This window comes from Paenibacillus sp. HGH0039, from assembly GCF_000411255.1.
Classification (GTDB): domain Bacteria; phylum Bacillota; class Bacilli; order Paenibacillales; family NBRC-103111; genus Paenibacillus_F.
Genome location: NZ_KE150413.1, coordinates 1,109,683 through 1,124,033 on the forward strand (window position 1 = coordinate 1,109,683; position 14,351 = coordinate 1,124,033).

At 55.8% G+C, this 14,351-nt stretch carries 11 protein-coding genes; 9 read left to right on the top strand and 2 right to left on the bottom strand.

From position 1 onward, the window contains the following. Positions 1 to 69: 69 nt before the first annotated feature. On the bottom strand, positions 70 to 858 hold the full coding sequence (locus tag HMPREF1207_RS19370; RefSeq protein WP_009671503.1) for a molybdenum cofactor biosynthesis protein MoaE: 789 nt from the start codon (positions 856 to 858) through the stop codon (positions 70 to 72). A 156-nt stretch (positions 859 to 1,014) separates the two neighbouring features. On the opposite strand from HMPREF1207_RS19370, the gene HMPREF1207_RS19375 reads away from it, so the two are divergent. From HMPREF1207_RS19375 to ytvI, 7 genes are all read left to right on the top strand, one after another. Beyond that, positions 1,015 to 2,466: a bifunctional metallophosphatase/5'-nucleotidase gene (locus tag HMPREF1207_RS19375; RefSeq protein ID WP_016423912.1), complete on the top strand. Its 1,452-nt coding sequence runs from the start codon at positions 1,015 to 1,017 to the stop codon at positions 2,464 to 2,466. Positions 2,467 to 2,580: 114 nt separating this feature from the next. Further along, positions 2,581 to 3,411 carry an undecaprenyl-diphosphate phosphatase gene (locus HMPREF1207_RS19380; RefSeq protein WP_009674574.1) on the top strand — a complete coding sequence of 277 codons (831 nt, stop codon included), beginning with the start codon at positions 2,581 to 2,583 and terminating at the stop codon, positions 3,409 to 3,411. Positions 3,412 to 3,602: 191 nt separating this feature from the next. After that, a complete protein-coding gene (locus tag HMPREF1207_RS19385) occupies positions 3,603 to 4,691 on the top strand; it encodes an HD-GYP domain-containing protein (RefSeq protein ID WP_036740216.1) in 1,089 nt (362 codons plus the stop codon). Between the two features lie 223 nt (positions 4,692 to 4,914). After that, positions 4,915 to 7,161 (top strand): MMPL family transporter, encoded by a 2,247-nt coding sequence (locus tag HMPREF1207_RS19390; protein WP_009674589.1) that lies wholly within the window; start codon positions 4,915 to 4,917, stop codon positions 7,159 to 7,161. Between the two features lie 123 nt (positions 7,162 to 7,284). Beyond that, positions 7,285 to 8,415, top strand: a complete 1,131-nt coding sequence (gene yfkAB / locus HMPREF1207_RS19395; RefSeq protein ID WP_231392115.1) for a radical SAM/CxCxxxxC motif protein YfkAB — start codon at positions 7,285 to 7,287, stop codon at positions 8,413 to 8,415. Between the two features lie 63 nt (positions 8,416 to 8,478). Further along, on the top strand, positions 8,479 to 9,792 hold the full coding sequence (locus HMPREF1207_RS19400; protein ID WP_170318681.1) for a hemolysin family protein: 1,314 nt from the start codon (positions 8,479 to 8,481) through the stop codon (positions 9,790 to 9,792). Positions 9,793 to 9,809: 17 nt separating this feature from the next. Further along, positions 9,810 to 10,856: a sporulation integral membrane protein YtvI gene (gene ytvI / locus HMPREF1207_RS19405; protein ID WP_009674565.1), complete on the top strand. Its 1,047-nt coding sequence runs from the start codon at positions 9,810 to 9,812 to the stop codon at positions 10,854 to 10,856. Between the two features lie 171 nt (positions 10,857 to 11,027). Here the strand turns inward: ytvI and HMPREF1207_RS19410 are convergent, their stop codons facing one another. Beyond that, complete coding sequence (locus tag HMPREF1207_RS19410) at positions 11,028 to 13,613, bottom strand: beta-N-acetylglucosaminidase domain-containing protein (RefSeq protein WP_009674610.1); 2,586 nt, start codon at positions 13,611 to 13,613, stop codon at positions 11,028 to 11,030. A 229-nt stretch (positions 13,614 to 13,842) separates the two neighbouring features. On the opposite strand from HMPREF1207_RS19410, the gene HMPREF1207_RS19415 reads away from it, so the two are divergent. Further along, the gene (locus HMPREF1207_RS19415; RefSeq protein WP_170318682.1) at positions 13,843 to 14,028 is read left to right on the top strand and encodes a spore coat associated protein CotJA; all 186 of its coding nucleotides are present in this window, start codon (positions 13,843 to 13,845) and stop codon (positions 14,026 to 14,028) included. A 38-nt stretch (positions 14,029 to 14,066) separates the two neighbouring features. Next, on the top strand, positions 14,067 to 14,333 hold the full coding sequence (locus tag HMPREF1207_RS19420) for a spore coat protein CotJB (RefSeq protein WP_009674585.1): 267 nt from the start codon (positions 14,067 to 14,069) through the stop codon (positions 14,331 to 14,333). Positions 14,334 to 14,351: the final 18 nt, after the last annotated feature.

Consider the following 14,351-nt stretch of genomic DNA (forward strand, 5'->3'; position numbering starts at 1 on the left):
GTCCGTTCAGGTCCGGTTCGTCCTTTTAGGCTTTTCAGTCTTTCCTTCCCCCGCTTCTGCAAGGAAAATTTACTTTCCGGCTTTGCTGACGCTGCCGTTCCCGCCCTCCGGGAGATCGAGCGGATTCCACTCGCGCCCGCCGGACGGGGATACGTAGCCTTTCCATTCGGCGCCGTCTTCGCCGATTTCTTTTTTCCAGATGGGCAGGATCTGCTTTACCCGCTCAATGGCGTAGCGGCTTGCCTCGTAACAGTCAGCCCGGTGCGGCGTGGAGACGGCGATGACAAGACTGCTTTCGCCGATTCCGACGGGACCCAGCCGGTGCGTCATCGCGCAGCGGCTTCCGGGCCAGCGGGCTTCCATCTCGGCGCCGATGGTTTCCATGACGGAGACGGCCATCGGCTCGTAGGCTTCATATTCGAGCAGGACGGTGCGCACTCCGTGAGTATGTTCGCGGGTTGTGCCGATAAACGCGAGTGTCGCTCCGCAGTCGGGATGGGTAACCTTATGTAGGAGCTCGGCGGGCTCAATGGGATCTCGCGTGAGTATGTAACGGGCGGCTACGGATGTTTCGTCTGCCGCTTGCGGCTCTTCGCCGCCTCCTCCCGACACGGGAGGAATGAGAGCCAGCTCGTCGGTCTCGGCTACAAGCTCATCCGGAGCCGCATAGGCGTGATTTTTGGCCAGGAAGCAGTGGGTAAGAAGAGAACGGGCACCGGGAAATTGCCCGCCTATTTCGTCCAAGAGATCCTGAACGGTTACGGATTTTTCACCGGGGTCCCGGGTCAGTGTTATATCAATGGAAGGGCGGCCGAGCTCATCGGCCAAGCCCGCAAAAAGTCGGATATGAAACGTCATGAGGGCTTCTCTCCTGAAAGTTGCGTTTTCAACTAGCATATCATATCCTAAAACGAAAATGATATAATGAGGCTGTCCGGGCAACCGGGCTTCTTACATAATGAAGCAAAGTATGGCATACGTAATAGAGACAGGCTTTACAGCGGAGGTGAAATCATGCCCGAAAAGCAGCAGAAGCATCAGACGTTAGTGATTCTTCATACGAATGACCTGCACAGTCATTTCGAACAAATGCCCAAAATTGCAACCTGCTTCAAAGAGCTTAGACGCCGCCATGAAGGGGATGAGATCCTGACGCTGGATATCGGCGATCATCTGGACCGGATGAGGCTCGAAACCGAAGGGACGGGCGGCGCCGCCAATATCGAAATCATGAATGCAACGGGATACGAGGCGATGGTCCCGGGCAATAACGAAGGATTGACATACGCTCCGGATGCGCTTCGGAGTCTTTTTGAAACGAAAGCGGAATTTCCCGTTATCGGAAGCAACATTCTTGATGCGGACACGGGGAAGGTTCCCGCCTGGATGGTTCCGTATCATATCGTGCGCAAAGGAGACATCACCGTAGGTTTAATCGGCCTGACGGCGGCTTTTACGGACTATTACGAGCTGCTGGGCTGGGATGTCCGGGAGCCTGTTAAGGCGGCTGCCTACTGGGTGGAGAAGCTGCGGCCGCAGGTCGACATTGTGATCGTCCTGTCCCACCTCGGACTCCGTTACGATGAACGGATGGCGGCGGAAGTCGAAGGCATCGACGTCATCCTCGGCGCGCACACTCACCATCTGCTGGAAAAACCGCTGCACATCCGGGACACGCTGGTCTGCGCCGCAGGCAAATACGGGCAGTATGCGGGAGAGGTGGAGATCGCCTACAACGTGCGGGAGCGGCGCATCGAGCGGCTTGCGGGCCGCGTTCACGCCGTCTCCGGCTGGGAGGACGACGCGGAGATCGCGGAAATTCTCGCCCGCAATGCGGAGCTGGGCCGGCGCGCCCTCGATATTCCGGTAACGAATCTCGCGGAGCCGCTGGAGCTTGACTGGTACAGCGAGTCTCCGCTCGGCAACCTGCTCGCGTCGGGCCTGCGCCGCTGGATGAACGCGGAGATCGGGCTCGTCAACGCCGGTCAACTGCTGCGCGGGCTTGCGAGAGGGCCCGTCACGATCGGGCGCCTCTTGGCCATCTGTCCCGGCCCGATCAATCCCTGCCGGGTCAAGCTGACAGGCGGCCGTCTATTGCAGGCGCTGGAGGAATCACTTCTGCCGGAATTTCAGAGCAAGCCGATCCGGGGCTTCGGCTTCCGCGGGGAAGTGCTCGGCATCCTGTGCCTGGACGGTTTGACCGTCCGTTACGATCCGGAAGGGAAGCCTTCGGACAAAATTCGCGGGGTGCTCGTCAACGGAGAGGCACTGGAGCAAGACCGGACGTATACGGTCGGTATGATCGACATGTTTACGTTCGGAGTGGGATACTTATCCTTGCGCGAAGCAACGGATGTGGAGTACCTGCTTCCCGAGCTGCTGAGGGATATTCTGGGCGAGGAGCTTCAGCATCCCGAGCGGTTTCAAGAGGCTTTCGAGTCACGCTGGCAGCCTGAAGGCATTTGACCGATGCCGGGAGGTTAACTTGTCTTGACCCTTTGATCCGGGTAAAATGTATAATTGCGGGGATCTGTCCATGCCCGGCACAGGTCCCCAGCTGTTATTATTAGGAGAGAGACCATGTACAGTTTGTGGATTGCCGTGATTATCGGGATTGTCGAAGGATTAACCGAGTTTCTGCCGGTTTCTTCAACCGGACACATGATTCTGACGCAGTCTCTGCTGGGAATCAGCGACGATGAACCGCTCATGAAGACGTTCACGATCGTGATCCAGCTCGGCGCCATTCTTGCCGTCGTGATCGTGTATTGGAAACGGATCCTGCGTATTCTCGGAATCAACCGGGAGCCGGTAGCGGTTAAAGCAGGAGCATCCCGGTTAAATGTCCTTCACATTCTGCTGGGGATCGTCCCGGCGATGGGAATCGCTTTTCTGTTCGACGATTTGATTGAAACGTATTTGTTTTCCCCGAAAACCGTTGTCGTGTCCCTGATCCTGGGCGGTATTCTGATGATCATCGCCGAGAAGAAGATGGACCGGACAAGAGGACCGGTCGTTGAGGACATGGACGGTATTTCGTACCGTCAGGCGTTTACCATCGGCCTCTACCAGTGTCTATCCGTCCTGATTCCGGGATTTTCGCGCTCCGGTGCGACGATGGCGGGCGGTATGCTCCACGGTGTAACCCGTAAAGCGGGTGCCGATTTTACGTTCATTATGGCGGTTCCGATCATGTTTGCCGCCAGCGGATATTCCCTGCTTAAAAGCTACAAAAGCTTCACGTCGGACGATATCCTGTTTTTCGCAGTGGGCTTTATCGTTTCCTTTATTGTCGCGCTGCTGGCCATTGTGACGTTTATCCGTTTCGTACAGCGCATGAAACTGACTTATTTCTCTTATTACCGCTTTGCACTGGCCGCTATTTTCATCGTTTATCTGTGGGTCGTTTAGGTTTTTCCGGGTTTTAGCCTATAAGTTTGGGATATCCGGAGAGATAGTTTTTACAAAAATGGATGGAACATGTAAAAAAACCTCCAAGAACCGCGTCGAAAAAACGCGGTTTTTGTATTGCTCTTTCCAAAAATATCTTATACAGTAAGGGTATAAAGAGAGGAATACACAGATCGCGGGGTTTGGAGAATATGCGGCTTTTACCCATCAGCCATTGCCAACCGGGCATGAGACTGAGCAGACATATTTACAACGAGCAGGGAGCGGTACTGCTTGCGGAAAATGTCGAATTAACGCAATCGCTGCTGGAGCGGTTGAAAACACACGGAATCGATTATTTATATATCCAGGATGCGCTGACCGATGATATCGTTCCGGACGAACTGGTCTCGGAGGAGACCAAGCGCAGGCTTTTCACGGAAATCCGCTCCACCTTCCGTAAGCTGATGAACGAGCCGGGACGGAGAACACTGGCGAATTACCAGCATTTCGGCAAATCGTTCAGGCAGCAGATGGACCACGTGATCGATGATTTATCCCGTCATAAAGACGCCATGATTATGCTGGGCGATATACAGATTAAAGACCACTACTTATATCAGCATTCGCTTAACGTCTGTTTATACACCACCATGCTCGGCATGAGCCATGGATACGAAAGGGATGAATTGATGACGCTGGGCCTCGGGGCTCTACTTCACGATATCGGCAAAACGCAAATCGCGGAGGAGATCCTGTCGAAGCCCTCCAAGCTGTCCGAACCGGAATGGTCCGAGATGGAGAAGCATACGGTGTACGGGTTTCAAATGCTCAAGGATGAGGCGAACATCCCTCTGCTCTCCGCACACTGCGCGTTTCAGCATCATGAACGGATCAACGGCAGCGGATACCCGAGAGGCATTAAAGACGAAGAGATTCATCCCTATGCGAAATGGATCGCGATGGTGGACTCCTACGATGCGATGACGACACAGAGGGTCTACCGCAAGGCGATGCTTCCCCACGAGGCGCTGGAAGTCATTATGGGCGGAGCGGGCACCCTGTACGATACGGACATGCTGAACCTGTTCCGGGATAAAGTGGCCATTTACCCGCTCGGCGTCACCGTTGCGCTCAATACCGGCGAAATCGCCGTCGTGGTCGACCTCAATGCTTCCGCTCCCCAGCGGCCCGTTGTCCGTGTGATCAAGAACGAAGCGCGTGAAATGATCGCCTCCCCGTACGAGATCGATTTGTCCAAAAAATTGACGATCATGATTACGGAAGTTCATCCCCTGTAAGTCGTGCCGTTAAGCGGTTCTATCCGGCCGTCCGGCTCTCAAAAGAATAGATACGTTAAAAGCCCGAGAGCTGACGGAAGGATCCGGTCGGCTTTTTTTGCTTTTCGTCCGCGAAGGCTGATATAAAATGGAAATCCCGGAAGAATACTAAAAGAAGCGATTACGGAAATTCCGCTTATAGGGCAGAATTCCGGTTGCCGCAAGAGGTCCGGGAGGAATCGGAATGAACGGGATGAAGCCAAGCGCGAAGTCGGAGCTATTCATGAAGTGGGGATACGCCATGTACCGGTACCGCAAGCGGGTGTTGACGGTCTGGATCGTATTCTTTGCCGGGGCCGCCATTTTGGCGGGTCAAGTACCGGGGCTTTTGAAAGACGACGGGTTTACGCCGAAAGGCAGCGAATCCGATAGGGGGTTTCACCTGCTGCAGGAGAAGCTGGGCGTTCCGCCTTCCTCGCTACAGCTCGTATATGACGGGGACGGCAAAGATTTGACGACGGAAAAAGCCAAAGCCTCCATTGCAAAATCGCTGGAGCCTTTGAAGTCCTTGCCCTATGTAGGTACGTGGGCGTTTGTCGAAAGTCCGAGAAAAGAATCGGCCCGGGCCGCCGAGATCCAGGCGGTGAACGTAGCGCTCAAGCTGGAGGTGGAGAAAGTACTGGAGAAATACGGCGAGCTCCAGGCTTGTCTGACTCCGCCTCCGGGAATGAAAGTGTACACGGGCGGAGCGCCGGCTCTGCTGGCCGATATGCAGAAAGCGAGCAAGAACGATATCGCCAAAGCGGAAATGATCGGCCTGCCGATTGCGCTGATCGTGCTCCTGATCATTTTCGGCACGTTAACGGCAGCCCTGCTGCCCCTTATCGTCGGTGTGGCCAGCTTGACTGCGGCACTGGGGATTACCTACTTTATTGCGCGGCAAGTCGCGCTGTCCAACTTCCTGCCGAACATGGTGACGATGCTCGGGCTCGCGGTTGGAATCGACTACGCGTTGTTTATGGTCAGCCGGTTCCGGGAAGAGCTGAGAGCAGGCAGGGAGATTCCGGATGCCGTTGCGGTGACCTGCAGGATGGCGGGACGGAGCATCTTCTTCTCCGGAATCGCCGTATTGATCGGGCTGTGCGGCATGCTGTTCGTGGATCTTTCGTTCTTCCGCTCCCTCTGTCTGGGAGGCATTCTCGTGGTGACGATCTCGGTTCTGGCTGCCAACACCCTTCTGCCGGCGCTGCTGGCTATGTTGGGCAGACACGTGAATTCCTTGCGGGTCCTGCCGAAGGCGTGGTCGGAGAGAGGGACGACACGGCGCTTCTGGGAGCGGACCGCCTACTTCGTCATGCGCCATCCGGTCGTTCTGGCCCTCGTGCTGACGGCGGCGCTGACAGCCATGATGCTGCCCATACGCGGCATGCAGCTGAGCACCCCGAGCGGAGACGTCCTGCCGCCGCAGTATGGCGCACGGCAAGCCGGCGACCTGGCCGGGCAGGCATTCGACGAGCGGGAGTTGAACCCGCTGCAGGTACTTGCCACGGCCCCGGGGGGCAGGTGGGATGCCGCATCCGTCGGCCGTCTGAGGGCCTACATCGCCTCGGTGAAGGCAACCGGGGGAGTGAAAGGCGTCCGCAGCGTGCTGGACGGCTTCCCGGGCCTCAGCGACGAGCAGACGGCTTCGGTGCTGAGCGAGCCTTCCCTGTCTTCTCCGGGTGCGGGGAAGACAGGGGCCGTCCGGGACAGCGTGCTGATCCGCGTCGTCCCGGAAAGCGACCCCGACGACCGGGCGACCGACGCACTGGTGCGGAGCCTCCGCGGGCTGGACCGGCAGCGGCTGGACGTCCATATGACGGGCGGTCCCGCGTACCGGCTGGATATGCTGGACCGGATTCAAGACAAGCTGCCGGTGGTAATTATGTTTGTCTTGGGAGTGACGTTTATCGTCCTCCTGCTGGCGTTCCGCTCTCTGTTTCTCCCGCTTAAAGCGGTCCTGATGAACGTATTAAGCCTAGGGGCGAGTATCGGAGCAGTGGTGCTCGTTTTTCAGCATGGTTTCCTGGCCGATCTGATGAGGGTAACCTCGACGGGTTACGTGAGCGCTACGGTGCCCATCGTTATTTTCTGCGTCGTCTTCGGCATTTCGATGGACTATGAGGTGTTTCTCATTTCGCGGATAGCGGAAGAGTACGACCGGAGCGGGGACAACGAGCGCAGTACGGCCGAAGGGCTGATGAAAACCGGCTCGCTTATCACGAGCGCTGCTTTCATTCTTATCGTCGTGGTCGGCACGTTTATTTTTACCGATATCGAGATTATGAAGGCGCTCGGCCTGGGCCTTGCGCTCGCTGTCCTCATTGATGCGACTGTCGTCCGCGTCCTGCTCGTTCCGGCCTTGATGAAGCTGTTCGGCAGGCTCAACTGGTGGGCCCCGGGCTGGCTGCGTCCCCACGGACCGCGGGAGGAAAGCGATCCGTTACTGTAACGGAGATTATTTCATTTTTCATTGGCATCGGGTACAATAGAGGGCATACGTTTGCGCAAGGCGGCGTATATTCCAGGGGGATCGGGAAATCACCCCAATTTAGGTACCGGATGTGAAGAAGAAATGAATGAACGAACAGCTGTCCCGGCTTTAATGAGACTTTCGCCCTCCTACGACCCGTGGGATCCGATACGTTCGCTCCAGCAGCACGGCCGTCACACGTTAACCAGTGTGGAATTCACGGTCTCGAATTTGTGCAACATGCGCTGCGAGCATTGTGCGGTCGGCGATACGCTTGTCATGAAAGAAGGGCCGAAGCTTGCCCTGGATCATGCGCTCCGCAGGCTGGAAGAAATCCAGCACCTGGAAACGATCAGCATTACGGGCGGAGAGCCCATGTTCTCCGAGAAAACCGTAAAGGAATATATTGTCCCTCTGCTGCGGTACGCACGCGAGAGAGGAGTCCGTTCGCAAATCAACTCCAATCTCACTATGGAGCTGGAAAGGTACGAGTGGATTGCCCCATATCTGGACGTGATGCACATTTCCTTTAACTACACGAGCGTGGAAGATTTTCACGAAGTAGGTTTTGTCCGTTCGGGACGGCCTGTCGGAATGCAAGCCGCTTCCAAAATGTACGACCGCATGCTGGATAATTCCGTGGCACTCAGTAAGGGTGGGATGTTTATTTCGGCGGAATCCATGCTGAACACCCGAACGAGCGAAAAAATAGTTCCTATACATAAAATCATTGAAGAAATCGGATGCCAGAGGCATGAGGTTCATCCCATGTATCCGAGTTCTTTTGCATCCAACTTGCCGATCCTCACCCTGGATCAGCTGAGGGATACGATACACCGCCTGCTCGACGGGCGCAATCCGGAGATGTGGATGCTGCTCGGAACACTTCCTTTCTACGCGTGCAACAGCGCGGAGGAAGACCGGAAGCTGCTGAGCAGGCTGCGCAGCGAACCGAACCTGACGGTCCGCAACGATCCGGACGGGCGCAACCGTCTCAACGTCAACATGTTTACAGGCGACGTTTACGTGACCGATTTTGCCGACGTCCCGGCTTTGGGCAATCTGCACGAGGATAAGCTGGAGACCGTTTTTGATCGGTGGCTGAACCATCCGCTGAGCCGCACGGTCGATTGCCATTGTCCGGCCGTTTCCTGCTGCGGTCCCAACCTGCTGGTGGCGAATTCTTATTACTCCGGTGAGGATTTCACACGGCGTCAGGCCATTCTGACGTAATTTAGCAGCAAAGGAGACTGAGAACCATTGGGGAGTTTTGAATGGGATAAAATTTTTCTGAACATGGCACTGGTCTTATTACTGGTACTGCTCAACGGGTTCTTCGTCGCCGCCGAGTTCGCGCTCGTGAAAGTGCGTCAATCGAAACTGCAGCAGCTCGTGAATGAAGGGAACAAGAAAGCGAAATTCGCTTTTGCCGTCACCAAGAAACTGGACGCTTACTTGTCCGCCACCCAGCTCGGGATTACGCTTGCGTCCCTCGGACTCGGCTGGGTCGGGGAAAGCGCGATTGCGGAACTCATTATCGAACCGCTTTTCCATGCACTTAATTGGCATTCGACTTTCCTGTCGGGGACGATCTCGCTGGTTTTGTCTTTCTCAATTGTGACGTTTCTTCACATCGTGCTGGGGGAACTTGCGCCCAAATCGCTGGCGATCCAGAAACCCGATGCGGTTTCTTTGTGGACTTCGGCCCCGCTGATGTATTTCTATAAAATTTTTCTTCCCGCTATCTGGGTTCTCAACGGAGCGGCACGGCTGCTTCTTAAAATGTTCGGCGTCCAGCCGGCCAATGAACACGATGCCGCGCATACAGAGGAAGAAATCCGCATATTGATGAATCAGAGCGCCAGAAGCGGACACATCGACCGCGACGAAATGCTTCTGTTCGATAATATTTTCGAATTCTCCGACCGTATTGCCCGCGAGGTGATGCTGCCCCGCACGGACATGGACTGTCTGTTCATCGACCAGCCTTACGACGAAATTTTGCAGCATATCTACGAGACGAAGCATACGCGCTACCCGGTGGCCTTGGGGGACAAGGACCAGATTATCGGCTTTGTCCACATTACCGATCTGCTGACCGCGGACGCAACGGTTCAGGTCGAGCTGCAGCAGTTCGTGCGGCCGATTCTCAGCGTACCGGAATCCATGGAGATCAGCCAGGTGCTCAAGCTTATGCAAAAAAAGCATTCCCAGCTCGCCATCGTAGTGGACGAGTACGGCGGAACGGCGGGGATGCTGGCGCTCGAAGACATCATGGAGGAAATCGTCGGCGAGCTTCATGACGAATTCGATGAGGATGAGAGACCGAGCATCGAAGTTAAAGGAAACATCACTTCCGTCGAAGGACGCACACTGATTGAAGATTTAAACGTGCTGCTTCATCTCGAAATTGAGGATGAGGAAGTCGACACGATCGGCGGCTGGGTGTTCAAGACGCTTGAAGGCTCCCCGATCAAAGGGAAAAAAGTGGTCTTTGGCGGACACACGTTTGAAGTCGCCGAGGTGGACCGGCTTCGTATTACCCGTGTCAATATCACGAAGAACGAAAGCGAAACGCCCAAAGATCCTGCAGCCGGACTGGAGGAATAAAGGGGGAATTCTTTCACGTGTCGTGGAAAACCCTGCTTATACTGGCTTTCGGGCTTCTGCTGCTGTACGGTCTCTTCACAGTGGGAATGCCGTTCCTGCTGGCGATCGTGACCGCGATGCTGCTGGAGCCCGTGGTGACAGTGGGAATGCGGCTGCTTAAACTGCGCAGGTTTGCAGCCGTTTCTCTTGTCAGCACACTGTTTACGCTTCTTACCCTGGGCCTTTTCTCCATGATCGGCGTCAAAGTCGTAACAGAATTTATGAACTTCTGGGGCAAAATCCCCGTTTATCTGGAGGAAACCGGCATTTATGTGGAGGATGCGGCCGCAAGGGCGAGAATGATGTACGAGTCCCTTTTCCCGGGCGATAACTCCCAAATGCAAGTCTGGCTGCAAAACGGACTGGCTTCCGCCGCCCAAGCACTGGAGCGTTTTATCCTGCTTTTGTCCGACTCGTTTCTGGGAGCGGCCGCGGCCATCCCGAATCTTCTTATTTTGTTCATCGTCTACTTGTTCTCCCTCTATCTCTTCTCCTACTCGCTGCCCGTATTGAAGCAATCCTTCCTGAATATGTTCGATGACCGTTCCCGTGAAAAAGTCGAAAAACTGATCCTTTCCCTCCGTCAGGCATTGTTTGGATTTATGTATGCCCAAGTCATGATGTCGATGCTCACTTATGTGCTTACCTTGATCGGCCTTTTGTTTATCCGGACGGACTATCCGCTTGCGATTGCCCTGCTTGTCATGTTCATGGAATTCGTGCCGGTGATCGGAACGGGACTCGTTTTTCTGCCGTGGGCGATTTACAGGCTGTTGCTTGGCGATCCGGGCATGGGTATGCAGATCATGCTGCTGTTTATCGTCATCACGCTGGCCCGCCGCGTTATCGAGCCCAAAATTTTAAGCAACTCGGTCGGAATTAGCGCGCTTGCGGCCATGGTTTCCTTATACATCGGGTTCGAGCTGATGGGTGTGGCCGGCATGTTCCTGGGCCCGCTGATTGTCATTCTCTTTCAAACGATGCGGCAGGTCGGACTGCTGCAATTCAAGATTAACCTGGATTAGAAGGTCTGTTTGGTGTACAAAAGCCTATCGTCCCGAGCTTGCGCTCCGGACGATAGGCTTTTTTGGATGACTGCCCGTAGAGATCAAGCAGCCGTCAAATAAAAATGTACACTACGAACCATCCGAAGTATCCTTGGCGAAGCTTTGACGAAGTACGGATTCCGCCCTCGTTCAGTTCGCCGCCTGATCGCGGTCCGCCGTGACGTCGAACTCACGGATCATGACCCACTCCGTCTGGGACGCGTTGCTTTTCAGCCGGACAAAGTGAGCGCGGAAGGGCGCGGCGGGAGTAAAATCAATTTCCCGCTGCTCCGTAAATTCCGCCAGCTTCGTCCAGCTGAGGCCGTTCAGCGAAGCTTCCAGAGAAGCGCTGAGGATGAGGTCGCCAGCCTGCGGAGCTGCCGGATCGGGATGGCCCAGGCTGATGCGGACCCGGCGTACCTGTGCCGGCTGCCCCAGGTTTACGCCCACGTAATCTCCGGATTGCGGGGCTCTGCCGCTCCAGAAATACGTATCCGCCCGGCCGTCGGTCATGTTTGCGAGCACGTTGCTTTCCCAGGCGGGAAGTGTGCTGATCGGGTCGGTGAACCCGCGGTTCTCACGCCACCTGACATACATCTCGTAGGCTGACGAGACCCGCTGCAGGAACGGCTCCATAACTCCGTCGGCCGAAACCTTTTTGTTGGGGACCGGGTAGATTCCCTTTTCGACTGAAATGGTTACGCTCCCGTCACGGATATCCACTTTAGCGCCTACTATCGTCATGCTTTTCAACCATTCTCTGTCTTGGCCCGAGTGAAGGCTGAGTACGTAGCCGTCGGGGGGAATGACCGAGTTGTTGCCGCCTTCCCGGATGATGCGCCCGTTCACGACCGTCACCTCGTAGCCCCACTCGTTCGTCCCGGTCCTTGCCCCATATACCGATGTATACCGGATAAGCTCGGATTCACCCCGCTCACGATTTTCGCCGTCGATACGGCGCGAGCCTGTTCTCGGTTCCGTTACCTCGATGTCGACGGTATCCTGCGTGAGAACGGCGGCGTAGGCGGAGTACCGGGCATCGGCCTCTTCACCGCTGCCCAGCATCATCGCCAGAAGCAGGGAAACGGCGGATTCACCGGCTTTTCCGTAAAAGTCGATTTTTTTCAGCCAGTCCGCCGTTTCCCTTACGAAATCGGGATTGTGCATTTGAGCCAATCGTAAGGCTGCCCTGCGCATAGAGCCGAAGTAGGCGATCAAACGAGCGGCGGCTTTCTCCGGTGCGCCCTTCTCGAAATCTTCCCAGAAAGCCGCAAGAAGAGCTGTGAGCTTTGGAGATTCACCGCCGTGGACGGCGGAGGATAAATGATTTTCCGCCAAAATCCGCAGTTCCTTATACAGCGGCCCTCCGAATTCCTTCAGAGATCTTTCCCAGGATTCCCAGAGTTTATAGGCACCGGGCTTCCAGGCATACTCGGCTGAAGTGAACAAAGCAAGCAAAGAGGCCTGCAAATGCTCCATCGGATTGGACAAATAGCCGAATTGGCCGTGCTTGTGCAGCTCGGCGTCTCTGCCCTCCAAGGGCCCGAGAAACAGCTTCTCCCGCACATAATCCGTCACCGGGTAGTTATCCCACAAGAGCATATCGTGATTGAACACCTTGTGAATCCGCTCGGCTTCCCCGGAAGTGATAACCGCCGGAGCGATGCCGATCCCCGTCCAGCAGACGAGGATGCCCGGATCTACCAATTCGGCAAAGCGTTTCCGGTAAGGGCTGGAGCCGTCCTGATAATATTCGGTCGGCGCCGTAATGAGCCTGGAGGCGCCGGGATGCGCTTGCACGAACTCGCGGTTGAACCGGTTCAGCAGATAAGCCTGCGCAGCCGCAGCGGGGCTCTCGTCCCCGCCGAACTTCTGTACATCGTCCGCACAGTTGGGATTCTGGAAAATATCATCCATAAGCAGAGAGAAATGGCGGACTCCGAGCGTCCACATCTGGCTCGCTTTGGCAGCCAGCTTCTGAAATTCCTCGTTCGACGAGAAACAGATATCGAGCCCGGGCGAGAGCGCGTAAACGAAGCGGACACCGGCTTTTTCGGCCGCATCCACATACCTGCGGATATGACGGAGCTCTTCCTCCGGGTACGGCTCCCGCCAGCGTCCGCGCAGGTACGGATCATCTTTCGGAGCGTATAGGTACGTGTTCATTTTATGATCGCCGAGGAAAGCAATCAGATTGACCCGGTCGTCCGGAGACCACGGACCGCCGTAGAACCCTTCCACAACGCCCCTTACGGGGAACGCGGGGAAGTCCCGGATCGTGATAGCCGGCACAGCGGCCATCATCGGGCCTTTGCGGATGAGCTGCTTAAGCGTGCGGACCGCATAAAGGGTGCCGGTATGATCCGCGCCTGCCAGCACGATCATGCTGCCGCCGCGTTTGCTACGCCGCGCCGCAAGGGTGTAGCCCTCTTCGGGAATTCCGAGGGAGTCGCCGCTGCGCCGGCTCCGGAATTCCCGCTGTACGGCGGGATCGGCCGGCAGCTTGCCGATATAGACGGCCAGAGGCATTTTGGCGGCGGAATGCCAGTCCTTGCACGGAACGACGCGCTTGACGCCGGACCCGATAAGCAGACTCCGCAGCTCCAGCAGAGCTTCGGGGGACGTATCCGCGCCTGCCAGGATTCCGGCGGTTGCATACAAAGGGACGGTGTACCCGCTGTATTCCACCTGCTGCGGGGGCGGGGTCAGAAGGGGAGCTTTCAGATGATGTGTCATGCCATCTCACTCCTTTTTTTAAAGGGGAAAAGGCTTCCCCGGATCGTCTCTCTTTCTATCATAGGATATTCATAGAGACGGTAGAGATGACAATCTTGCGGATTATTCCGCTTTTATTTCGTAAATCTGGGCGGATGCCCATACCATCCCTGGGCGGATGCCATATGGTATTGCAGAGCCACACCATTACCGGTTACAAGGAGGAAGCGCATTGTATCCTGAAGTCCGCATGTATCATCCTTTCGTGGGGCCGTTCGACCCCTGCCCGCCGAAGCTCGTCAAAACGTATGTAACTCCGCCGAACCTGTTCATCAAGTTCCAGCCCATGTGCCTGCCGCAGTTTAGCCCTTACGAGGCTTTGAGGCTCGGTACCCTTTGGCCGGAGCTGTACAGCAGCTACGAACCCAAGTGCTAACCCGGTCCGAAAGCGAAAGAGAGGGGAACGACAACCGTATGCACAAACAACTGGATGAAAATTATTACCGGCTTTTGCACGACCTGCAAGCGGCCGATTTCGTACTGGTCGAACTGACCTTGTATCTGGACACCCATCCCGAAGATGGCAACGCTCTGCAGCAGTTCAACGAATTTTCCCAAAAACGGAAGCAAATCGCGCTGGAATATGAGTGTTTGTACGGACCGCTTCTGCAGTACGGGCAAAATGCGCTGCCGCAGCAGACTTGGGAGTGGGCTGAAGCTCCCTGGCCTTGGCAGGTATGACATGTGTAGAGGAAACTG

Excerpts from the sequence above, each read along its gene's own strand:
- HMPREF1207_RS19370 (WP_009671503.1), bottom strand. The coding sequence starts at position 858 with ATGACGTTTCATATCCGACTTTTTGCGGGCTTGGCCGATGAGCTCGGC.
- HMPREF1207_RS19375 (WP_016423912.1), top strand. The coding sequence starts at position 1,015 with ATGCCCGAAAAGCAGCAGAAGCATCAGACGTTAGTGATTCTTCATACG.
- HMPREF1207_RS19380 (WP_009674574.1), top strand. The coding sequence starts at position 2,581 with ATGTACAGTTTGTGGATTGCCGTGATTATCGGGATTGTCGAAGGATTA.
- HMPREF1207_RS19385 (WP_036740216.1), top strand. The coding sequence starts at position 3,603 with ATGCGGCTTTTACCCATCAGCCATTGCCAACCGGGCATGAGACTGAGC.
- HMPREF1207_RS19390 (WP_009674589.1), top strand. The coding sequence starts at position 4,915 with ATGAACGGGATGAAGCCAAGCGCGAAGTCGGAGCTATTCATGAAGTGG.
- yfkAB (WP_231392115.1), top strand. The coding sequence starts at position 7,285 with ATGAATGAACGAACAGCTGTCCCGGCTTTAATGAGACTTTCGCCCTCC.
- HMPREF1207_RS19400 (WP_170318681.1), top strand. The coding sequence starts at position 8,479 with ATGGCACTGGTCTTATTACTGGTACTGCTCAACGGGTTCTTCGTCGCC.
- HMPREF1207_RS19410 (WP_009674610.1), bottom strand. The coding sequence starts at position 13,613 with ATGACACATCATCTGAAAGCTCCCCTTCTGACCCCGCCCCCGCAGCAG.
- HMPREF1207_RS19415 (WP_170318682.1), top strand. The coding sequence starts at position 13,843 with ATGTATCATCCTTTCGTGGGGCCGTTCGACCCCTGCCCGCCGAAGCTC.
- HMPREF1207_RS19420 (WP_009674585.1), top strand. The coding sequence starts at position 14,067 with ATGCACAAACAACTGGATGAAAATTATTACCGGCTTTTGCACGACCTG.